Annotated in this window: 17 protein-coding genes and 3 tRNA genes; 15 read left to right on the top strand and 5 right to left on the bottom strand. The window is 70.1% G+C overall.

Annotated elements, in window-relative coordinates:
* Positions 1-44: 44 nt before the first annotated feature.
* The 6 genes from AC4D2O_RS01390 (at position 45) to AC4D2O_RS01365 (ending at position 10,622) form a co-directional block, all read left to right on the top strand.
* Positions 45-5,525 carry a rhamnogalacturonan lyase family protein gene (locus AC4D2O_RS01390; RefSeq protein WP_490904752.1) on the top strand — a complete coding sequence of 1,827 codons (5,481 nt, stop codon included), beginning with the start codon at positions 45-47 and terminating at the stop codon, positions 5,523-5,525.
* Positions 5,526-5,741: 216 nt separating this feature from the next.
* A complete protein-coding gene (locus tag AC4D2O_RS01385; protein ID WP_490904750.1) occupies positions 5,742-7,019 on the top strand; it encodes an Nramp family divalent metal transporter in 1,278 nt (425 codons plus the stop codon).
* Between the two features lie 29 nt (positions 7,020-7,048).
* Complete coding sequence (locus AC4D2O_RS01380; RefSeq protein ID WP_490904748.1) at positions 7,049-7,390, top strand: thiamine-binding protein; 342 nt, start codon at positions 7,049-7,051, stop codon at positions 7,388-7,390.
* Positions 7,391-7,440: 50 nt separating this feature from the next.
* Positions 7,441-7,977 (top strand): GNAT family N-acetyltransferase, encoded by a 537-nt coding sequence (locus AC4D2O_RS01375; RefSeq protein WP_490904747.1) that lies wholly within the window; start codon positions 7,441-7,443, stop codon positions 7,975-7,977.
* Positions 7,978-7,991: 14 nt separating this feature from the next.
* Positions 7,992-8,804: a spermidine synthase gene (locus AC4D2O_RS01370; protein ID WP_490904746.1), complete on the top strand. Its 813-nt coding sequence runs from the start codon at positions 7,992-7,994 to the stop codon at positions 8,802-8,804.
* Between the two features lie 87 nt (positions 8,805-8,891).
* Positions 8,892-10,622 (top strand): cation:proton antiporter, encoded by a 1,731-nt coding sequence (locus AC4D2O_RS01365; RefSeq protein WP_490904745.1) that lies wholly within the window; start codon positions 8,892-8,894, stop codon positions 10,620-10,622.
* Positions 10,623-10,687: 65 nt separating this feature from the next.
* Here AC4D2O_RS01365 and AC4D2O_RS01360 read toward each other — a convergent pair whose 3' ends face one another.
* On the bottom strand, positions 10,688-11,614 hold the full coding sequence (locus AC4D2O_RS01360; RefSeq protein ID WP_490904743.1) for a LysR family transcriptional regulator: 927 nt from the start codon (positions 11,612-11,614) through the stop codon (positions 10,688-10,690).
* 93 nt (positions 11,615-11,707) lie between these two features.
* Between AC4D2O_RS01360 and AC4D2O_RS01355 the strand changes: the two genes are divergently transcribed.
* Both AC4D2O_RS01355 and AC4D2O_RS01350 read left to right on the top strand, forming a co-directional pair.
* Complete coding sequence (locus AC4D2O_RS01355) at positions 11,708-13,114, top strand: MFS transporter (protein WP_490904742.1); 1,407 nt, start codon at positions 11,708-11,710, stop codon at positions 13,112-13,114.
* Positions 13,111-13,896 carry a 3-hydroxybutyrate dehydrogenase gene (locus AC4D2O_RS01350; protein WP_490904741.1) on the top strand — a complete coding sequence of 262 codons (786 nt, stop codon included), beginning with the start codon at positions 13,111-13,113 and terminating at the stop codon, positions 13,894-13,896. Before AC4D2O_RS01355 ends, AC4D2O_RS01350 begins: the two co-directional genes overlap by 4 nt.
* 114 nt (positions 13,897-14,010) lie before the next feature.
* Here the strand turns inward: AC4D2O_RS01350 and AC4D2O_RS01345 are convergent, their stop codons facing one another.
* The gene (locus tag AC4D2O_RS01345; protein WP_490904739.1) at positions 14,011-15,462 is read right to left on the bottom strand and encodes an NCS2 family permease; all 1,452 of its coding nucleotides are present in this window, start codon (positions 15,460-15,462) and stop codon (positions 14,011-14,013) included.
* A gap of 124 nt (positions 15,463-15,586) precedes the next feature.
* On the opposite strand from AC4D2O_RS01345, the gene AC4D2O_RS01340 reads away from it, so the two are divergent.
* A complete protein-coding gene (locus AC4D2O_RS01340) occupies positions 15,587-16,198 on the top strand; it encodes a copper resistance CopC family protein (RefSeq protein ID WP_490904738.1) in 612 nt (203 codons plus the stop codon).
* 34 nt (positions 16,199-16,232) lie between these two features.
* On the opposite strand, the gene AC4D2O_RS01335 is transcribed toward AC4D2O_RS01340, so the two are convergent.
* Positions 16,233-16,886, bottom strand: coding sequence for an FAD-dependent monooxygenase (locus AC4D2O_RS01335; RefSeq protein ID WP_490904737.1), 654 nt, complete (start codon positions 16,884-16,886; stop codon positions 16,233-16,235).
* A gap of 278 nt (positions 16,887-17,164) precedes the next feature.
* On the opposite strand from AC4D2O_RS01335, the gene AC4D2O_RS01330 reads away from it, so the two are divergent.
* The gene (locus AC4D2O_RS01330) at positions 17,165-18,184 is read left to right on the top strand and encodes a universal stress protein (protein ID WP_490904736.1); all 1,020 of its coding nucleotides are present in this window, start codon (positions 17,165-17,167) and stop codon (positions 18,182-18,184) included.
* Positions 18,185-18,193: 9 nt separating this feature from the next.
* On the opposite strand, the gene AC4D2O_RS01325 is transcribed toward AC4D2O_RS01330, so the two are convergent.
* Complete coding sequence (locus AC4D2O_RS01325) at positions 18,194-19,711, bottom strand: C40 family peptidase (protein ID WP_490904735.1); 1,518 nt, start codon at positions 19,709-19,711, stop codon at positions 18,194-18,196.
* A 151-nt stretch (positions 19,712-19,862) separates the two neighbouring features.
* Positions 19,863-20,234 (bottom strand): metallopeptidase family protein, encoded by a 372-nt coding sequence (locus tag AC4D2O_RS01320; RefSeq protein ID WP_490904733.1) that lies wholly within the window; start codon positions 20,232-20,234, stop codon positions 19,863-19,865.
* Positions 20,235-20,420: 186 nt separating this feature from the next.
* On the opposite strand from AC4D2O_RS01320, the gene AC4D2O_RS01315 reads away from it, so the two are divergent.
* The 5 genes from AC4D2O_RS01315 to AC4D2O_RS01295 all read left to right on the top strand — a co-directional run bounded on the left by AC4D2O_RS01315 (position 20,421) and on the right by AC4D2O_RS01295 (position 22,087).
* Positions 20,421-20,493 (top strand) — tRNA-Glu (locus AC4D2O_RS01315).
* Between the two features lie 87 nt (positions 20,494-20,580).
* Positions 20,581-20,654, top strand: a tRNA-Asp gene (locus AC4D2O_RS01310).
* 70 nt (positions 20,655-20,724) lie between these two features.
* Positions 20,725-20,800, top strand: a tRNA-Phe gene (locus AC4D2O_RS01305).
* Positions 20,801-21,022: 222 nt separating this feature from the next.
* Positions 21,023-21,499: a hypothetical protein gene (locus tag AC4D2O_RS01300; RefSeq protein WP_490904731.1), complete on the top strand. Its 477-nt coding sequence runs from the start codon at positions 21,023-21,025 to the stop codon at positions 21,497-21,499.
* A gap of 105 nt (positions 21,500-21,604) precedes the next feature.
* Positions 21,605-22,087: an Asp23/Gls24 family envelope stress response protein gene (locus tag AC4D2O_RS01295; protein ID WP_490904730.1), complete on the top strand. Its 483-nt coding sequence runs from the start codon at positions 21,605-21,607 to the stop codon at positions 22,085-22,087.
* Positions 22,088-22,094: the final 7 nt, after the last annotated feature.

Genomic DNA, 22,094 nt, shown 5'->3' with positions numbered 1-22,094 from the left:
ACCCGCATCCGTTTTCAATGACGAAACGAGAAGGTACTACCTCCATGCCACACTCCGGTCTCAAACGCGCCCGTCTTGCGTCTCCGCTCCTTGCAGGGGTGACCATTCTCGGCCTTGCACTCGTGGGCACCCCGGCCCACGCCGCCGATCCACCCCGCACCTATTCCTTCGACTTCGGGACCGCCTCCAGTCCGGTAGGGGAGGGCTGGAGCCGCGTCACTGAGACGACCACCTACGCGCCGGGTGCGAGCTTCGGCATCGTTCCCGTCGACGGGATCACCCCCGTATCGCGCTACCGCACCGGTGGAACACCGGACGCCGTCGCCAACGACTTCGTGCTCGGGGCCAGCTGGGGGTTCGTGGCCGACGTGCCGAACGGCACCTACGACGTGACGGTGCTCTCGGGCGACCAGCTCGCCGGCACCAGCACCACCAAGACCTCCGTCTCCCTCGAGGGAGCACCCGCCGGCGTCGTCCAGGCCCGCCAAGCGGTGGAACAGCAGACGTGGAGCACCACGGTGAGCGACGGGCAGTTGACGGTCGATATCAGCGGCCCCGGCGCGGGCGGCTACGTGAACGGGATCGTCATCACCGAGGCCGCGGCACCGCCCGCGGAGCCGGATCCGGAGGAGCCGGTGTCCGCCCTTGCAGCCCCGGCGGACCTCCGCCTCGCGCACGTCAGCGCGGAAGGCGTCGTCCTGCGCTGGAACGAGGTGGCCGGCGCCGCGGGCTACGTACTGTCCCGCGCCGCATCCGCGGCCGGTCCGTTCACGCAGGTCGCAGAGACCGCCGCCGGCCGCGACGTCTTCGTCACCGACCCGACGGCCGACACCTCCACCCCGAACTTCTACCGCGTCCAGGCCCGCGGAGCGGACGGCCTCTCGTCGCCGTCGGCCCCGACCGTCTCCAACCCGCTCGACGATCCTCCCGCACTGCCGGACGGCGGCGTCCTCACCTTCGACCTCGGGAGCGGGTCGACGGCGCCGGGTGCCACCCGGATCGACACCACCTCCGCCTACTCCGCGGACTCGAGGGTGGGATTCATCGACTCCTCGAAGGTCACGGCCACTGATCGCGGCGGTGCGGACGCCACCCGCGGCGACTTCGTCACCGTGGGCGATACCGAACTCGTCGTGGATCTGCCCAACGGTGACTACACCGTGGATCTCATCGCGGGCGATACCGGTGGACCGACCGACATCGCCATCACCGCCGAGCAGATGGCCAAGGTGCAGCCCACCACCAGGGCGGCGGGGGCCTTCCTGGAGATGTCGTTCGACATCGCCGTGGTGGACGGCCAGCTGAACCTGGAGTTCGCGGGCACCGCCCCCAACCTCAACGGCCTCGTCCTCACGCGTCAGGCGGAGCGCACCGAAGGCGCCGAACCGACGGTGTGGATCACCGGCGATTCGACGGTCCAGACCTACACCAGCGACTACGCGCCGCAGGCCGGCTGGGGACAGATGATCGACCGCTTCCTCGACGACGGCGTCACGGTCGAGAACAAGGCGATCGGCGGTCGCAGCTCGAAGAACTTCATCAGCCAGGGGCGCCTCGACGAGGTGCTCCGCACCATCCGCCCGGGCGACTACCTCTTCGTGCAGTTCGGCCACAACGACAACAGCTACGGTGTCGACGACCGGTACGCGGCTCCGGGTGACTACTACGAGTACCTCCGCACCTACGTCGACGGTGCCCGTCAGCGAGGGGCCACGCCGGTGCTCGTGAGCCCCGTCTCCCGCCGGTCCTTCGACGCCACGACGGGAGAGGCGAACGTCTCCTTCCCTGCCTACGTGGAAGCCGTCAAGTCCCTCGCAGCCGACACGGGCACGCCCGTCGTCGACCTCTCCGCCTCCAGCCGAGACTACCTGTCCGGGATCGGCGCCGAGGCCGCGAAGTCCGTCTTCCTCCACGTCCCGGCGGGGGTCTATCCGAGCCGCCCGACCGGGACCGCGGACGACACCCACTTCCAGGACTACGGAGCCATCCAGATGGCCCGGCTCGTCGCCACCGACGTCGCGGCCCTGGACATCCCGCTCGCCGGAAACGTCGCCGCCGTCGAACCTCCTGCCGCTGTGCCTGCCGCCCCCACCGGGCTCGCAGCCAGCAACGTCTCCAACGCCGGCGCGCAGCTGACCTGGGCTGCCGTCGAAGGATCGGACATCTACAAGGTGTTCAGCAAGAAGGCCTCCGACGCCGATGACGCCTACGAGCTGGTCACGACGTCGACCCTCCCGCAGGCAGCGATCGGTGGTCTGACCGAGGGGGAGTCCTATGATCTCCGCGTCGTCGCGGTCAACGGGCGCGGTGACTCGGCGCCCTCCGCGGCTGTCAGGATCACCACCAAGGCACCCCTCTACGCCTTCGACGTCCAGCTCGCCGGCAACCCGGTGATGCCGGGCTACCTCGAGGTGAACCAGAACAGCATCTACGACGTCGACCGCGGATGGGGCTTCCTCGACGTCTCGGGTCTCGGCGGCCGAGACCGGGGCATCAACTTCACCCCGGCACCCAACGACCTGGAGCGGGACTTCCTGCTCCCGACCACGGCCCACGAGTTCGCGGTGGACGTGCCGAACGGGTCCTACGCGGTGACGACCTACAACGGTGACTGGATCGGTACCAGCCGCTCCACCATCCAGCTCGAGGGCAAGAACTTCGGTGACTCGAACGCGGGCCGCGCCGCCGTCTCCCAGAAGGTCAGCCAGCCGGTGCAGGTCACGGACGGGCAGCTGAACCTCGTGCTCACCGGATCGTCGTCCAGGCTCAACGGCATCGAGATCACCCCGCTGATCCTGGCGCCGTCAGGCCTGGTGCTCGACGATCTCAGCATCGACGGCTCCGTCGTCACGGTCGATCTCGGCTGGGAGGCCACCGAGGGCGCTGCGGGGTATCGCGTGTACCGGGCATCGGCCGGCAATGCCCCGGTCGCCGTCGGCGACACCGACGCCCCCGACTTCAAGGACACCACCGCGGACGTCGGACTGGAGTACACCTACACCGTGGTGGCGCTCGACGCCGCCGGCACTGAATCCGTTCCCTCCGACCCGCTCGAGCTGACCACGGTCGATCCGGATGTCCCCGTGGCGCCCGTCCCCACCGGCCTGGCCCTCGGTGCGGTCAACAAGAACGACGTCACGATCACGTGGACACCGTCGGACGGCGCCCTGTTCTACCAGGTGTACCGCGCAGAGCCGACGGCGGACGGGTCACTCGGCGACTTCGAGCTGGTCGGCCGCACCGACGACGCCTCGTTCGAGGACACCGACGTGCTGACGACCATCGAGTACACCTACGCGGTGACTGCAGTGAATGCGGGCGGTGCATCCGAGCGGTCCTCGACCATCACCTCCCCGGCTGTGACGACCCTGAAGCGCCAGGCCGAGCGGCTGAACCGCGCGCCCGTCGCCGTCGACGGCACGGACGGGGTGTACGTGGGATGGCGCATGCTCGGGCTGGACGACGACGCCATCGCCTTCCACGTCTACCGTGACGGCGAACGCGTCACGAGCAAGCCCGTCACGGGCAGCACCAACCTGCTCGACGCCGAGGGCTCGGCCGACGCCACCTACCGCGTCAGCTCGGTGGTCGACGGCGTGGAGCGCTGGGCCACGGAGGATTTCACCGTGTGGGACCAGCAGTACCTCGACGTGCCCCTCGACAAGCCGGCCGACGCCGTCACCAAGGACGGTCAGCCCTACTCCTACAAGGCCGGCGACGCCTCCGTGGGCGACGTCGACGGCGATGGTGAGTACGAGATCATCCTGAAGTGGGACCCGACCAACGGCCGCGACAACTCGCAGGCCGGGTACACGGGCACCGTCTACGTCGATGCCTACAAGCTCGACGGCACGCGCCTGTGGCGGATCGACCTGGGGAAGAACATCAGGGCCGGCGCGCACTACACGCAGTTCCAGGTCTTCGACCTCGACGGCAACGGCAAGGCCGAGGTGAGCATGAAGACCGCCGACGGTACCGTCGACGGCGCAGGTACGGTGATCGGCAGCGCGACCGCCGACCACCGTAATTCCTCCGGTTACGTGCTCAGCGGCCCCGAGTTCCTCACCGTCTTCGACGGCGCGACCGGTGCTGCGATCGACACCATCGACTACGTGCCGGCCCGCGGCGATGTCGGCTCGTGGGGGGACACCTACGGCAACCGCGTGGACCGCTTCCTGGCGGGCGTGGCCTACCTCGACGGTGAGAAGCCGAGTGTCATCTTCAGCCGCGGCTACTACACCCGCGCGGTCATCGCGGCCTTCGACTTCGACGGCACGAACCTCACCTCTCGCTGGACGTTCGACTCCGACGAGTCCGGCAGCGAGTACCGGGGCCAGGGGAACCACCAGTTCTCCGTGGCGGATGTCGACGGCGACCAGAAGGACGAGATCGTCTTCGGGTCGATGACCATCGACGACGACGGTGATGCGCTCCACAACACCGGCCTCGGGCACGGCGACGCGCTCCACGTCGCGGACTTCGATCCGTCCAGAGAGGGCCTCGAGGTCTTCGCGGCCCACGAGGACATGGGTGCGTCGGGAAACCGTGGCGCGACCTATCGCGACGCCGCGACGGGGGAGATCCTCTGGTCCATCCCGGCCGCGCGGGACACCGGCCGTGCAGTGATGGCGGACATCGACCCGAACCACGCCGGTGCGGAGGGCTGGGCCATCGGCGGCGACGCCGCCTACAACTCGCCCGTCGGGCAGTTGCGCTCGTCGGCTGGGGAGCTGATCTCGGAGAAGATCCCCGCGGCGAACTTCGTCACCTGGTGGGACGGCGACCTGCTCCGGGAGATCACGGACAACGACTACGACGCCGCGGCTGCGGCCGGGGTGCCGACGATCTCGAAGTGGAACCCCGAAACCGAGGCGGCCGAGGAGATCTACCGGGCGGAGGGAACGCTGAGCAACAACACCACGAAGGCGAATCCCGCCCTTCAGGCGGACCTGTTCGGCGACTGGCGCGAGGAGATCGTGACGCGCACGGAGGATTCGACGGCGCTGCGCATCTCGACGACGGTGGACCTGATCGAGCACCGGCTGCGGACCCTGCAGTCGGACCCTGTGTACCGTCTCGGCGTGGCATGGCAGAACACTTCCTACAACCAGCCACCTCACACCTCCTACTTCCTGGGTCACGACATGGAGGCACCACCGGCGCCGAGCATCGCCTACACCGGTGAGGACACGGGGCCCGGTGAACCGGTGAACAAGGAACCGTCCTTCGTCCCGGAACCTGCCGGCGCGAAGGACCTCAAGGAGGGCACGCGCGTCGACCTCGGCCTGGCCGGCGTGAAGTTCGACCGCGGTGCGAACGAGGTCACGCTCGAGAACCTCGAGGCCGGCGCGTGGTTCTACGTCTACCTCAATGACGCGGGCCTCGGCTGGCGGCAGGCGTCGGACGACGGCGAGGTGACGGTGACCACGCCGGACGGCACGCGTCCCGGAAACAACAAGGTCGTCGTCTTCTCGGGTGACGGCGAGCTCTACGGCTGGGAGGCCCTGCGGGTCACCGGTCCCTGAGCGCGGCACGGAAGGGGAAGGCCCGGGCACGCCCGGGCCTTCCCCCGGGTCCGGTGTCCACCCGTGACCGTCACCAAGGCTGTTGCGGAACGCACGGCAGCCCCCGGGCGCACGGTGGCGGAAGCCCCGGCCCTCGCCGACCCGCACCCAGAACAGGCACAATGCTCATCACCCTTGCTAGGCTCATCCCGACCATCAGGACTTCGAGGGAGCAGCATGAGCGCTGATCGCGCGGGAACGGACGTCGACGGACTCGAGAAACCGAAATGGAGACTCGTCGGACCCGGCCTCCTCGCGGCGGCCACCGGCGTCGGCGCCGGTGACCTCGTCGCCACCCTGATCGCCGGCAGCCAGTACGGGTACGCGCTGCTGTGGGCCGCGGTCATCGGGTGTGTCCTGAAGATCATCCTCGTGGAGGGGGTGGGCCGCTGGTACCTCGCGACGGGCAAGACGATCTTCCAGGGCTGGCGGACCCTCGGCGTCTGGACCAGCTGGTACTTCGGTCCGTACATCATCATCTGGGGCTTCGTCTACGGGGCGACGGCGATGAGCTCGACGGCCCTGCCGCTCCAGGCACTGTTCCCCGCCATCCCTCTGAACGTTTTCGCCATCGCATCCGGGCTGATCGGCCTCGCCCTCGTCTGGTTCGGCCGGTACGGGCTCTTCGAGAAGATCATGACGGTCATGGTCGGCATCATGTTCGTCTCCGTCGTGGGCTCCGCGATCCTCGCCACCCCGAACCTCCCCTCGATGCTGACCGGACTCGTACCGACCCTCCCGGCGGGGTCGGTGTTCTACGTCCTCGGACTCGCCGGTGGTGTCGGTGGCACCATCACCCTCGCCGCCTACGGCTACTGGTTGCGGGAGAAGGGCTGGAACAAGCCCAAGTGGATGAAGGTCATGCGGGTCGACAACTCCGTGGCCTACACGATGACCGGCATCTTCGTGGTGTGCATGCTCATCCTGGGCGCCGAACTGCTCTACACCGCGAACATCTCGCTCCAGAGCGGCGACCGCGGCCTGCTGGACATGGGCGTGGTGCTCGAGGAGCGCTACGGGGTGGTCTGGGCGAAGGTCTTCCTCATCGGGTTCTGGGCGTCGTCGTTCTCCTCGCTCCTCGGTGTGTGGCACGGCGTCAGCCTCATGTTCGCCGACTTCTGGGCGAACTTCCGGAAGAAGGCGGACGACCTGTCCGACGACGACGCCCCCGGCTCGCACAGCAAGCCCGCCCGCGCATACATGCTGTGGTTGACCATCCCGCCGATGCTGCTGCTGCTGCTCGGCCGCCCCTTCTTCCTCATCCTCATGTACGGGGTCCTCGGGTCCTTGTTCATGCCGTTCCTGGCCATCACGCTCCTGGTGCTGCTGAACAGTTCCCGGCTGGCGAAGGAATGGCGGAACAGGTGGCTGTCCAACGTGTTCCTCGGCATCACAACGGTCGTCTTCCTCTCCCTCGGAGCGAACGAACTCGTCAAGGCGGTCGTCGGGGGCTGATCCGGGTCACCGCATGCCAGACTGGGACCATGCTCGTAGCCTTCAGCGTCGCCCCGTCCGGCTCCTCCGACCTCACCCGCGAGAACCCCGACGGGTCGGTGCACGACGCCGTCGCCGCAGCGGTCGCCGTCGTGCGCGAATCCGGACTGCCGAACTCCACGGACTCCATGTTCACCACCATCGAGGGCGAGTGGGACGAGGTGATGGCGGTCGTGAAGAACGCCACCGACGCCGTCGCCCGCTACGGCAGCCGCGTGTCGCTGGTGCTGAAGGCGGACATCCGCCCCGGGCGCACCGGCGAGCTGACCGGCAAGGTGGAGCGGCTGGAGGCGGCCCTCGCCGAGCAGGAACAGTTCGAGGGCCACTCGTGACGACCGCCCGCCCGCCGTATTCGGTGTCTTCAGGCCACTAAACTGGCACGGTGACACAGCCCCTGCTGACCCTGCCCTATGTCATCCGGCCGGCCATGGTCGACGACGCCGAGGCCTACGCGCGCACGCACGTCGCCGGGCTGCACGAGACGTACGAGCAGATCATGCCGCGCGAGTACCACGAGTACTACGACGCGGAGCTGCCCGCGATCATCGAGCGGCGGAGGAGGGCCTTCGAGGACGCCGAGCCCACTCCCGGCAGCCCCCGGAGTTGGCTGGCGTTCGACGACGGCGGCGAGCCGGTGGCGATCGCGACGTCGGGCCCCGGGCGCGACGAGGACAGGCCCGACTTCGAGCTGCACCACATCTACACGCTGCGCTCCACCCACGGCACAGGCCTGGGGCAGCGGCTGCTAGACACCGCGATCGGCACGAGAGCCGCTTACCTGTGGATCCTCAACGGCAACCCGCGGGCCGAACGCTTCTACGTCCGCAACGGTTTCACGCCGGACGGCACGTCCATGCTGTGCGGACCGACATGGCACCACAGGCCCATGTTCCGGATGCACCGCCCCGACCAGGAATGACGAGGCCCTCGAAGATGGCGAAGCCCGCGGGGCCCCGCCCCGAGATCGGCGAGTTCCCCATCGACACCGGGACGTGCGAGCTCGAACCCGACCCGTACAACTCCCACGGCTGGGTGCTGCGCATCAACGGCGTGCCCAGCTCGCACATCGACCTCGAGGACCCGCTGCAGCTCGACTTCGAGTACATGCGGTGGATCGCCTCGCTCGTCGACTCCCGCTGGGCACCCTCCGACCGGCTCCGCGTGCTGCACCTCGGCGGTGGAGCCTGCTCGCTGGCGCGACGGTTCGCCGCCAGCCACCCCCAGGCCCGCCAGGTCGTCGTCGAACTCGACGGACGCCTGGCCGAGCTGGTGCGCGAGTGGTTCGACCTCCCGCGGGCACCCCTCGTCCGGATCCGGGTGGGGGAGGCGCGCGCCGTGACCGAAGCCCTGAGCGAGAACAGCCGCGACCTGGTGATCCGCGACGTGTTCGCCGGAGCCCTGACCCCGGCGCCGCTGACCACGCGCGAGTTCACGCGGGCCGCCAAGCGGGTGCTCGCGCCCGACGGCGTGTACGTGGTCAACTGCGGTGACGGCCCCGACCTCGCGATGGCGCGGCGGGAAGCCGCGACCATCGCCGCCGCGTTCACCTCGACGGCGATCATCGCGGACCCCGCGATGCTGAAGGGCAGGCGCTACGGGAACGTGATCATCGCCGGGAGCGATGCGCCCCTCGGCGGGAGCCCGGGGCTCGCCCGCGAGCTGCTCGGCGGGGGAGTGCCGGCACACCTCTGGCAGGACGCCCGCGTGCGCACCTTCGCCGCGGGAGCGCAGGTCCTCACGGACTGAGGCGCGACGGCGTCGGGCCCAGCGCCCGCGATCGTCAAGCGCCGCACCCGGCCCGGGCCGTGCGCGCTCGCCCACTAGGCTGGCCGGGTGGAACTGGGATTGCTGGGAATCATGGGGATCGCCGTCCTGGTCGGCGTCGCCGTGCTCTCGAAGCGCGTGGGCGTGGCGGCACCGCTGATCCTCGTCGTCGTCGGGATCGGATTGTCCTTCGTGCCGGGCGTGCCGAGCTTCAGCATCCCCGACGAATGGATCCTCACGGGCATCCTGCCGCCCCTGCTCTACGCCGCGGCGATCAAGACGCCCGTGACGGACTTCCGCCGGAACGTCACCCCGATCGCCAGCCTCTCCGTGGCCCTCGTCGTCGTCTCGGCCTTCGCCACAGGACTGCTCCTCCACGCCCTGCTGCCCGGCCTCGGGCTCGCGGCCGCGATCGCGGTCGGCGCCGTCGTCAGCCCGCCCGACGCCGTCGCCGCCACCTCGATCGGCCGCCGCCTCGGCCTGCCCCCGCGGCTGCTCACCGTGCTCGAGGGCGAAGGCCTCGTGAACGATGCGACCGCCCTCGTGCTCCTGCGCAGCGCCATCGCCGCGTCCGCCGGTGCCCTCAGCGGCTTCGGTGCGGCGGTGGCCGACTTCGCCTTCGCCGTCGTCGTCGCGGTGGTGGTGGGATACGCCGTCGGGGCCCTGACCGTCTTCATCCGGTCACGGCTCGACGACCCCGTCCTGGACACCGCCCTGTCCCTGGCCGTCCCCTTCATCGCGTTCCTGCCAGCCGAGGAGCTCCACGCCTCCGGGGTGCTGGCCGTGGTGGTCGCCGGCATCTACACGGGGCACTACAGCGCCAGCCGGATCGACGCCCGCGCACGCATCAGCGACAACGTGAACTGGCGGACCGTGCAGTTCCTGCTGGAGAACGGCGTGTTCCTGCTGATCGGCCTCGAGGTCCGCGGACTGCTCCAGAGCATCGACCAGTCGCTGCTGACCGTCGGGCAGACCATCATCATCGGCCTCGTCGTCACGCTCGCCCTGATCCTGCTGCGCTTCCTCTGGGTGTTTTCCCTCGTGCTGCTCATGCGGCGCCTGCCGAGCCGGGCCGAGCGCCGCACGCTGCAGCTGCGCCGCGGACTCGGCAGGCTGAGGAAGCTGCGCACGCTCGACGCCCGGCAGGAACGACGCCGGCGCGCCCTCACGCGGCTGTACCAGCGCCGCAAGGCGGACCTCGATCTCGAACGGCGCGAGGGGCTCGGCTGGAAGGGCGCCACGGTGCTCGGCTGGTCCGGGATGCGCGGCGTGGTGACGCTCGCGGCCGCGCAGTCCCTGCCGGAGACGTTCGCGTACCGGGAGCAGCTCGTGCTGATCGCCTTCACCGTCGCCGTCACCACCCTGCTGGTGCAGGGCAGCACCCTTCCGGCGCTCATCCGCGTGCTGAAGATCCAGGGGATCGACGTCGAGGCCGACCGTGAGGAGTCCGCCACGCTGTTCGACGAGCTGCGCAAGGAGGGCCTGCGCGTGCTGGACGATCCGCAGGCCATCATGGGCGAGGACGTCGAGGTGGACGACGACGTGCTGGAGCGCGTCCGGGCCGACACCGGGATGCGATCGGAGATCGAGTGGGAGAAGGCGCGGCTGCCCGAGCAGAAGCTCGTGCGCTCCCCGCACCGGCAGTACAGGGACCTCCGTCTCGCTGTCCTCGAAGCGGAGCGGCAGGCGCTGCTCGCCGCCAGGGCCCGCGGCACCTACTCCTCGCGCGTCCTGCAAAGGGCGCAGCGCGTGCTCGACGTCGAGGAGACGCGCCTCCGGCCGAGGGGCGGGGCCTCGTAGCGGCCCGTGGTCGCTTCCGACTGTTCGCGCCCCGTCGGACGACGGCAGGCGACGGGCAACGGCCGTCAGCGTCCCAGGAGCTGCGGCTCCATCGCCGCGGTCGCGTGCCGCAGCGCGTCGACGACTGCGGCGACCGCGGGCTGTCGCAGAGCGTCCGCCCGCACCACGAGCCAGTAGTCGAGTTCCTCCGCGACGTCGGCGGGAAGGAGCCGCACGAGGTCGCCGTGCCGGTCGGCCATGAAGCACGGCAGCAGGCCGAGCCCGGCACCCGCCCGGGTGGCTTCGACGTGGACGAAGACGTTGGTCGAGCTCAGGGCGTCGCGCATGGTGGGCAGGAGCCGCCGGGGCGCATCGAGGCTGTCCACCTGCAGCATCGAGTCGATGAAGTACACGAGCGGGTGGCGCATGGCCTCCTCCAGCGTGCCCGGCGTCCCGTGGGTGGCGAGGTACTCCTCGGACGCGTACAGGCCGAGGACGTAGGTGCCCAGCCGCTCCGCCTCCGCCCGGTGTACCTGCGGTTCGCCGACCACCACCTCGAAGTCGAGGCCCGTCCGGGTCTGCGAGGCCCGCCGTGTCGCGGTGATGATCTCGATGCTGAGCCGGGGGTGGGCGGCCCGGAGCCGGGCGAAGGCGGGAGCGGCGATGAGGGCGCTGAAGCCGTCCGTGGCGCTCATGCGCACCACCCCCGAGAGCGCGCCGTCGTCGTCGCCCAGCCGGGCGACCGCTTCCGCGACGGCGGCCGCCGCGTCCGCCGCCCGGCGGCCCAGGTCCGTCAGCTCCCAGCCCCCGCTGCCGCGGGAGACGACACGCCCCCCGAGCGCCTTCTCGAGCGCCGCGATCCGCCGGGACACCGTCGTGTGGTTCAGCCCCAGCGCATCACCGGCCGTGGTGAAGCGTCCGCTCTGCGCGACGGCGAGCAGCACCACGAGGTCCTGGGCATTGGGTGGAAGCACATCTGCAGTATTGCAGAGCGAGGGTGCCGATCTGGCCATTGGCGGACCGAAAGGGCGCAGGGATACTCGAAGAAACCCAGCAGGGTCCCGACATGCGGGCCCGCCATGTCAGCGTCGACAGAGGAGATCTTCATGAGCGTCAATCAACGCTCGAACACCCCGGGTAACCAGCAGGGCGACGGGACAGCCGGCGAGGCGTCAGGCCTCAAGCGGATCGTCGCGGCCGCCATGGTCGGGACGGTCGTCGAGTGGTACGAGTTCTTCCTCTACGCCACCGCGGCGAGCCTGGTCTTCGGGACCTTCTTCTTCCCCAACGCGGGCTCCGAGCTCGACGGCATCATCGCGGCCTTCCTCACGTACGCCGTCGGCTTCGTGGCCCGGCCGCTCGGCGGGATCGTCTTCGGTCAGATCGGCGACAAGCTCGGCCGCAAGCACACGCTCCAGCTCACCATCATCCTCGTCGGCGTCGCCACCTTCCTCATGGGCTGCCTCCCCGGGTTCGACTCGATCGGCTACTGGGCCCCCGCACTGCTGGTGATCCTGCGCTTCATCCAGGGCTTCGCCGTCGGAGGGGAGTGGGGTGGCGCGGTGCTCCTCGTCGCCGAGCACAGTCCCAACCGATCCCGTGGGTTCTGGTCCAGCTGGCCGCAGGCGGCTGTCCCGGTGGGCAACCTCCTCGCCACGCTCGTGCTGCTGGGCATGAGCTGGATCCTGCCGCAGGACGAGTTCCTCAGCTGGGGCTGGCGCGTGGCGTTCTGGGCCTCCGCGATCATCGTGGTGATCGGGTACTACATCCGGACGCATGTCAGCGAGGCGCCGATCTTCCTCGAGGCACGCGAGAAGATCGAATCCGAGAAGGCTGTCAGCTACGGCGTCCTCGAAGTGGTCAAGCGGTACCCCAAGGGTGTCCTCGGAGCGATGGGCCTGCGGTTCGCCGAGAACATCCTCTACTACATCATCGTCAGCTTCACGATCGTCTACCTCAAGACAGTGCACCAATACGACACCTCCCAGCTCCTGCTGGCACTCCTGATCGCGCACGTGGTCCACTTCGCCGTCATCCCGCAGGTCGGTAGACTGTCCGACGCCTTCGGCCGCAAGCCGGTCTACCTCCTCGGGGTCGTCCTCGGCGCCACGTGGGCGTTCTTCGCCTTCCCGATGTTCGACACCCTGAACCCCTTCCTGATCATCCTCGCCGTCACGATCGGCCTCGTCTTCCACGCCTTCATGTACGCGGGACAGCCGGCCATCATGTCGGAGATGTTCCCGACGCGCATGCGGTACTCCGGCGTCTCCCTGGGGTACCAGGTGACGTCCATCCTCGCCGGATCCCTGGCGCCGATCATCGCGACGGCGCTCCTGCAGGAGTACGGCAGCTGGGTGCCCGTGGCCCTCTACCTCGTGGCCGCCTGCGGCATCACCCTGGTCGCGGTCCTGACCCTCAAGGAGACCCGCGGCGCATCGCTCCGCGAGGTCGATGCGGAGGACGCGCGGCGACACGGGCTGGACGAGCCGTTCGTGGGACAGGCCAGGCCATGAGCACGACGGCATCCCGGCCGACGGCGGCCCTGACCCCGGGGCCCCTGTCCGGGCGTCGCGCCCTCATCACGGGCGGCGCGAGCGGGATCGGCGCGGCCTGCGCCCGCGCGCTCGCCGGACGGGGAGCGCACGTCGTCGTCGCGGACCGCGACGAGGCCGGCGCGGCGGACCTGGCCGCCGACCTCGGCGGCGAGGCGTGGGCGGTGGACCTGCTCGACACGGGGGCACTCGAGACGCTGACCCTCGAGGCGGACATCCTCGTGAACAACGCGGGCATCCAGACCGTCAGCCCTCTGGAGGACTTCGATCCCGAGGACTTCCGGCGCATCCAGCGGCTCATGGTCGAGGTGCCGTTCCTCCTGATCCGCGCCGCCCTCCCGGGGATGTACGCCCGGGGCTCCGGCCGGATCATCAACATCTCCTCGGTCCACGGGCTGCGGGCCTCGCCGTTCAAGGCCGCCTACGTCACGGCCAAGCACGGCCTCGAGGGGCTCTCCAAGGTCACGGCCCTCGAGGGCGGCGCGCACGGCGTCACGAGCAACTGCGTCAACCCCGGCTACGTCCGCACGCCCCTCGTGGAGAACCAGTTGGCGGACCAGGCCCGCGTGCACGGCATCAGCGAGGAGGAGGTGCTCGAGCGGATCATGCTCACCGAATCGGCGATCAAGCGTCTCGTGGAACCGGAGGAGGTCGCCTCGCTCGTCGCCTGGCTGGCGGGTGACGATGCCGGGATGGTGACGGGGTCCTCCTACGTCATGGACGGCGGCTGGTCCGCGCGCTGAGCCGAGCCCGATCCACCCCGGAACCAGCGACGGCGGCCCCACCCGCCGTCGTCGCTCTCCCGTGCCGACGTGCCGGGGCGACGCCCCCGCGGACGGCGGAGGCCGGCCCGGGGCTCAGATGCCGAGCAGCTGCTCGATGGGCCCGATGCCGAAGAACACGACGAACGCCGCCGCGACCGCCCACATCAACGGGTGCACCTCGCGCCCGCGGCCCTGGATGCCGCGGATCAGCACGAAGGCGATGAAGCCGGCGCCGAGGCCGTTGGCGATCGAGTAGGTGAACGGCATGAGGATGAACGTGAGGAAGGCCGGGATCGCGACGCCCCAGTCCTCGAAGTCGATCCGCCCCACCTGGGCCACCATCATGAAGCCCACCACCACGAGGGCGGGGGCCACGGCCTCGAACGGGACGAGGCTGATGAGCGGGGTGAAGAACATCGCGAGCAGGAACAGCAGGCCCGTGACGACGTTCGCGAGTCCCGTGCGGGCGCCCTCGCCGATCCCGGCGCCGGACTCGACGTAGATCTGGTTGGAGGACACCGAGCCCGCGCCGCCGGCGACCGCACCGAGTGCGTCCACCACCAGGACCCGGTTCACGCCGGGGATGTTGCCCTTGGCGTCGACGAGCTTCGCCTCGTTCGCGAGGCCCACCATGGTGCCCATGGCGTCGAAGAAGATGCTGAGCAGGATGGTGAAGGTCAGCAGGACGGCGGCGGTGCCACCGAGGTGGCCGAACGCGCCGAACAGGCTCACGTTGCCCACGAGGCTCAGATCGGGCACGCCCACCCACGATCCGGCGGGCAGCTCGGGGACCACGAGCGACCAGCCCGCGGGGTTCAGTTCCTGGCCCGGTGCGACGCTGGGGCCGACGTCGAACACGGCCTCGAGCACGACGGCGAGCGCGGTCGCGGCGAGCACGCCAATGAGGATGGCGCCGCGCACCCGGCGGACCACGAGGGCGATGGTCAGGATGAGGCCGAAGACGAAGACCAGGGTGGGCCAGCCGATGAGCGCGCCGCCGAAGCCGAGGCCCACGGGCACGGTGGTGTTCGCGACGTCGGGCACGCGGCGTACGAAGCCCGCGTTGACGAGGCCGATCAGGGCGATGAACAGGCCGATGCCCACCACGATCGCGGTCTTGAGGCTCTCGGGCACCGCGTTGAAGACCGCCGTCCGGAAGCCCGTGAGGACCAGCACGAGCATCGTGAGCCCGGCGAGCATCACGAGACCCATGATGTCCGCCCAGGCCAGTCCCGGGTTGGTCGCGACGGTGATGGCGACGAAGGCGTTGACGCCGAGGCCCGTGGCCAGGGCGAACGGGTACCTGGCCCACGCGCCCATGAGGATCGTCAGGATGCCCGCCACGAGCGCCGTCACGGCGGCGACGCGTTCGAAGCCGAGCTCCGTCCCGGAGGAGTCGGCGCCGGCGAGGATGAGCGGGTTGAGCACCACGATGTAGCTCATGGCGAAGAAGGTGGCGAGACCGCCGCGGATCTCCCTCGAGAACGTGGACCCCCGCTGCGTGATGTCGAAGTAGCGATCCAGCGCGGAACCAGTTTTGAGCATGGGGGATCCTCGGGCGAAGGGGCGGGGACGGTCGGGGAAAGTCTATCCCGGGCCCCTCGAGGGACGCGGTTCGTGACGGCACCGGTCCCAGCGCCCGGTCAGGGACTCCACGTAGGCTTGGAACATGTCCGCCCTCCTGCACGCCCAGCGCCCCCGATCGACGCGTCGTCGCCCCTTCCGCTCCCTCACCGCGATCGTGCCCGCCGTCCTGCTCGTCCTCGCCGTGCTCCTCGGCACGGGCGGTGCGGCGAACGCGCATGATGAACTGACCGGCAGCGACCCGGCCGAGGGCGCCACGGTGGAGGTGCTGCCGCCCACCCTCGAGCTCCAATTCTCGAACGTCCCGTCCGGGATCGGCGCGCAGGTCCAGGTCCTCGACGAGGCAGGGACCGACTGGGCCGACGGCCCGGTGTCGATCGTGGACCGGTCCGCCAGCCAACCGCTGCGGTCGGGCGCACCGGCCGGCACATACACCGTCAACTGGCGCGTGGTGAGTTCGGACTCGCACCCGATCGAGGGCACCTTCGCCTTCCGGACCCAGCAGGGCTCGACGACGGTGCCGGATGCGGCGAGCACCGCCGGTCCCGTCGACGCACAGGACGCGCCCGACAACGAGACGCAGACGGCCGGGGTGAGCGATTTCCCGTGGAGCATCGTGCTGATGATCGCGGCACTGGTGGTCATCGCCGTCGCGCTCGCGGTCACCGCCCGCCGACGGCTCGGCGCCGGCAAGTAGCACCGCCGGATGCCCCGTCCCCGGGGCCGGTGACCTACGCCCTCAGCGGTGAGATCGCCGCGCGGGGCGGAACGATCCGGTTGAGCGCTGCGGGCCCCTCGGCCACGATCGCGTCGCTCGCGAGTTTCGCCTGGCGCACGATCTCGCGCGTGGTGGGCGTCAGCAGTTCCCCGACGCCGACGAGGTGCAGGCCGATCGCGCGCAGGGCGGCCTTCAGATCCCTGCCGATCGCGATGCCCATGGAGCGCAGGAACCTCCGCAACTCGTTCTGCGGGTACTTGGTCAGGACCACATGGTCGGCGAGGAGGACGCCGTCGGCGGTCTGCACGGCCCATTTCTTGCGGCCCACGGGGCCCTTGATGAGCTTCGGGTGACCGATGACGCTGAGGTGTTCCGCGACGGTTGTCTGCCGGACGTCGAGCCGGTGGGAGGCGGCATAGGCGCGGAGGAGCCGCATGAGTTCGGTCCGCTCGGACAGGGAGACGGAGTCCGTCATGACGGTGCGCATCGCGCCGGAGTCGGAGCATTCGATGCTCTCGACCACGATCGAGCTGATACCGCGGCGGCTGAGTTCGCTGGCGACGGCGAGGCCGGAGAGCCCCGTGCCGATGACCACGGTGCTCGTATGCTCCGCGGACGCGGGGTGCGCGGACGCAGAGCGGGCCGGGTCAAGGGGCAAGGGATCCACAGGGTCGCCTCTCCACAGAGCAATGGTCCCGTACGGTCCGGCGCCTCTTCCGGACCGTACGGACTCTTGGCTGCGAACGGGTCATCCAAGAGCACTACGCACAGAGGCAACCGTCTCATGGCCCGGCCCCCGCAACGGGTCCTCGCAGCCTATATAACTTTTCAGGACATGAACAGACGATGAACAGACCGGTGGATAGACCGCGGCCGAGCCGGTGCGCTACAAATGATGGACCGGCCGCTACAGGCGGTGGGACACGCAATCGAGGGAGGCTTGCCGTGGGCAGCGAGCATGCAGAAGAACTGTCGCACGGGCTCGCGCAGCACGGGATCGTCGTCGGCGTCGACGGGTCGGACCAGAGCACGTGCGCCCTTCTCTGGGCCGCGCGCGAGGCGGAACGGCGCGCTTCGCCGCTGTACGTGGTCACCGCGTACACGGTGCCGGTCTTCGCGGCGTCGAGCATGGACGCCGGCTACGCCACCGTGGACGACGACGTCATCCGGGAGAGTGCGCGGGCCGTCCTCGACGAGGCGCTGACGCACATCGAGGGTATGGGCGTGGACGTGCACCCCAGGATCGAGACGGGCGACGCCGCGGGCGTGCTCCTCGACCTCTCCGAGGAGGCCGAGCTCATGGTCGTGGGTTCGCGGGGCCGTGGTGGCTTCGTGGGTCGCCTCCTCGGATCCGTCAGCAGCGCTCTGCCCGCGCACGCCAAGTGCCCGACGGCGGTCGTCCCCGTGTGCACGGGTGCGCGCCTCGGCCATCCGGAGCTGGACAGGAAGCCTCGCAAGGACAGGGACCAGGCGGCCGCGCCGGTGGAGCCCGTCGTGGTCGTCGGTGTCGACGGCTCGGAACAGGCACGCACGGCCTCCCTGGCCGCAGCCGAGGAAGCACGCTCGAGAGGGCTGGCGCTGCGCGTCGTCTGCTCGGTTGCACCCTTCAACGGCTCCCTCGCGTGGGTGCCGGCGCCTGTGGACCGGGAGGCCCTCCACGCTGACCTCGCCGTCCAGCTCGCCGCGGGCCGCGACTGGCTCAAGAGCCACTTCCCCGACGTCGACATCCGTGTGGACCTCGTGGACGGGCCCCCGGCGGAAGTGCTCATCGAGGCCTCCGCCACGTCGGAGCTGCTGGTGGTGGGTACGCGGGGTCGCGGGGGATTCGCAGGGATGCTCATGGGCTCCACGAGCCAGGGGGTCCTGCACCACGCCCGCGGCCCGGTGCTGGTCGTCCCGGACAAGGCCGACCCGCGCCTCGAGGACCGCAGCTCCTTCGGACCGATGATCGCCCCGGTCCGGTAGGAGCAGCGCTCAGACGCGTCCCGCGGACGGGTTCAGCGGTCCCATGCCGCCCATCGAGGCGAGGTCCGTGACGAGGATGCCCTGCTCGGGATTCAGCGCGTTGACCACCCTGTTGCCGCCGAGGTAGATCGCGACATGCCAGATGTCGGCACCGCTGCCCCAGAACACCAGGTCGCCGGGCCGCATCTGCGACAGCGGCACATGCTGCACGGCCGAGTACTGCTGTGCAGCGGTCCGCGGCAGGGCCACGCCGGCGGACGCGAAGGCATGCTGGGTGAGCCCGGAGCAGTCGTAGCCGCGCGGGCCGTTGCCGCCCCAGGCGTAGTAGTAGGGGTCACCGGTCTTGGACAGCGCGTAGCTCATGGCGGTCACCCCGGCGCCACTCCCTGACGGCGGTGCCGGCGCCGGCGCGGGCCGGACCGGAGTGGGTGCTGGGGCCGGCTGGACCGGAGCCGGCGGGGCAGGCGCGGGCGGAGCGGGAGCCGGCGGGGCAGGCGGAGCCGGAACGGGCTGCGCCGGAGCCGGTCGGACGGGTGCGGGCGCCGGCTGAACCGGTGCGGGCGCCGGCTGCGCAGGAGGCGTCGGCGTGACCGCAGCGGACGGCGGCGTCCGGGCGGGGGGCGCGATCGGAGCGGGCTCACGCAGCGGGGGAGTGTCCGTCGCCGCAACCGCGGGCCGACCGGGACCGGGTGCCGGGGCAGTCGCCGCCGCGGCGGCGGATTCCGCGATGGTCCTTGCGAGGTCGCGCTCGCGCCGGGCCTGCTCGAGGCCCGCGACGCGCTCGTCCTCGAGCTCGGCGGTGGTGTCCCGCAGAGCGGCGAGCTGACCCACGAGGGTGGAGCGCTCGGCTTCCTTCCGAGCCACGAGCTCCTCGGCGTCCTCGGCCGCGTCCCGGGCGTCGTTCCCGGCCGCTGCCGCGAGGTCTGCCGCCTCCTGGGCCGCCTGCCGTGCAGCCTCCGCGTCCTCGGTCAGCGACCCCCAGGCCTCACTGGCGGACTCGGCGTCCTGCAGGGTGCGCGTGCTGCTGCTGGACAGTCCGTACAGCGTCGAGGCCCGGTACATGACCTCGTCGGGGCCGCTGCCGTCGAGCACGCTCTCGATCCCGGGGTTCATCCCGCCGGAGCGGTAGAGGTCACCGGCGAGCCGACCAACCTGCTGCTCGGCGGCGTCGTGCTTCCGCGCCGCCTCCGCCGCACGCCGGTCCGCCGCGTCGGCGGCGGTACGGCGCTCCTGGAGGACGGCGAGGGCGACGTTGTAGGTGTTCTGGGAGCGGAACGCGGTCAGCTGCGCCTCCTGCAGCTGCTCGCCCGCTGCCGCGATGATGCCCTCGATCTCCGTGACGAGCCCTGCGGCAGCATCGGCGTCGTCCTGTGCACGCCGGATCTCGTCGGCGGAGGGGAGCGCGGTGGCGCGCGGCGGCTCGAGCGAGGGGGCTGCCAGGGCCGTACCGGCGGTGCAGCCGATCAGGACGGCGGCGGCCAGGACGGGGGCGATCCTGCGGAGGAGGGTGGTTCTCGATGACTGCACGCTGCAACGCTCTTTCGCCCGGATCCGTCGCTGGCGGATGGCCAACACAGAGACGACCCTAGGGTGCGCAAGTCACAATGGCAACAGCGGCCACATCAGTATCATAAACAACACGGGTGTCATTTGCCGCTGCATCCGACGGCGTGTCGCGTCAGTTCCACCCGAGATCGTGGAGCCGCTCGTCATCGATGCCGAAGTGGTGGGCCACCTCGTGGACCACGGTCACCAGGATCTCCTCCACCAGTTCCTCGCGGGATGCGCACATACGCATGAGGGGTCCCCTGAAGATACTGATGCGATCCGGCAGGGACCCGGCATCCCACCACGAGTCGCGCTCGGTGAGCGGGGTCCCCTCGTAGAGGCCCAGTAGTTCGGTCTCAGCGGGTTCGCCCGGTGCCGGTTCGTACTCCTCCACCACGAAGATCGCCACGTTGTCCATGGAGCGGGCGAGGTCGTCCGGAATCAGGTCGATGGCGTCGTCGACGGCTTCCTCGAACTCTTCACGCGATACGTTGAACGGCACGCCCTGATCGTACCGATCGCCCGAGGCGGTCCCGCAGGACGCTGCGCACCCCTCGGTTCGCCCGCCCGCCGGCGATTTTGTGTAATCGCGGAAGTGCCCCTATAGTTTTATAGGTCCACGACAGGGAAAGATCCGCCGGAAATGCTTGCCCTCCGGAAGGTCGCAGGAATCCGAACTGTGGTCCAGGCCCCCATCGTCTAGCGGCCTAGGACACCGCCCTTTCACGGCGGCGGCACGGGTTCGAATCCCGTTGGGGGTACGCAGGAGAGGCCCTCGCGGGCGGTCAACCGGTACGAAAAGTGCTGGTAGGCTGGAACTCTTGCAAACGAGCAAGTGAAGTTAGCAAGGCCCTGTAGCGCAGTTGGTTAGCGCGCCGCCCTGTCACGGCGGAGGTCGCGGGTTCAAGTCCCGTCAGGGTCGCTCAGGCGGCTGTATCCCTTCGGGGAGCCGGCCGGGCTGGATACGGTGATCATCATCGCGATGGTCGCAAGGCTCTGTAGCTCAGTTGGTAGAGCGTTCGACTGAAAATCGAAAGGTCACCGGATCGACGCCGGTCGGAGCCACCACAAAACCCCGTAGTTCCCCTCCGGAACGCGGGGTTTTTTCGTGCCCTGTTCCGATGCGGCCTCCGTTCTCCCAGCCAACGCGGTGGTTCGCGCCGTAACATCACGCGGGACACCTCCCGCCGGACTCGCCGCCTTTCCGGTTGCCCGGGAGAACCACCCGGGAGAGTAGTGGAGGCTTCAAGCGTTGAACCTCCGGGATCGCGCCGAGACGAAAGGGCATCTGTGAGACTCCTGCACTCCGCAGCCGGGCTGTGCGCGCTCGCCGTGGTCCTCACCGGATGCGGTCCGGGTTCCCCCTCGCCCGAGGAGACCATGCTCACCATGCCGGCCAGCCCGTCGGCCGGATCGGACGCCGTCACCGGGGCGCCCTCCACCGCCGCGCCCGACAGCGGCGCCGGCACAGCGACCGCGACGGCGGCCGACCCGCACTGCGTGATCGTGGCCGGCGGGGTCACCACCGCCATGCTCGCGCCGCTGAGCCTGCGCCCCACCACGGATCCGGAGGAACTCCTCGCCCTGGAGCAGCAGATCCTCGATCTGAGGGACAAGGTCCCCGCAGAGCTGCACGACGACTTCACCACCCTCGCGTACTCCGTGGAGGCGCCCCCGAAGGGCTCCGGCACCTTCGACGAGAAGCGCTTCCGCCGCGCCATGGCGCCCGTGCAGGAGTGGCTCGGGAAGCACTGCACGCGCTCCTGAGGCCCTTGTGCCGCCCGGACGCCGGCGGTGCAGGGCCGCGGGCCGTCCCGCCCGGCGCCGGGCGCGGTGGCTTAGGCTGGGCACAAGCGAAAGGGGTCCACGTCGATGATCGAGCAACCCATGGGGCGGTCACTGCCCGCCCTCCCCGGCGCACCGGCCGGCCGGACCGTCATCGGCGATCCCGCTGCCGTGAAGATCGCGACCATCGCCGCCCGCTCCGTGCCGGGCGTCCATGCCCTGGGTCCCGGTGCCGGGCGCGCGCTCGGGGCGATCCGCGACGCCGTCGGAGCGAGCGACCCGTCCCACGGCGTAAAGGTGGAGGTCGGGCAGACCCAGCTCGCGGTGGACGTCAGCCTCGTCGCCGAGTACGGCTACGCCCTCCACGCCCTCGCAGACTCCGTGCGGGCCGCGGTCTACGACGCCCTCACCGACCTGATCGGGCTCGAGGTCATCGAGGTCAACGTCGAGGTCCTGGACGTGCACGTGCCGCAGCCGGCCGAGACCAAGGCGGAGCGCGTCCGCACCACCGGACCCGCGGCACCCGTGGCGCACACGGGGTCCACGCAGACCAAGCCGCCCGTCGAGTGAGGAAGCC

The organism is Arthrobacter sp. TJ-238, assembly GCF_058269215.1.
This window is presented reverse-complemented; position numbering and strand designations above follow the sequence as displayed.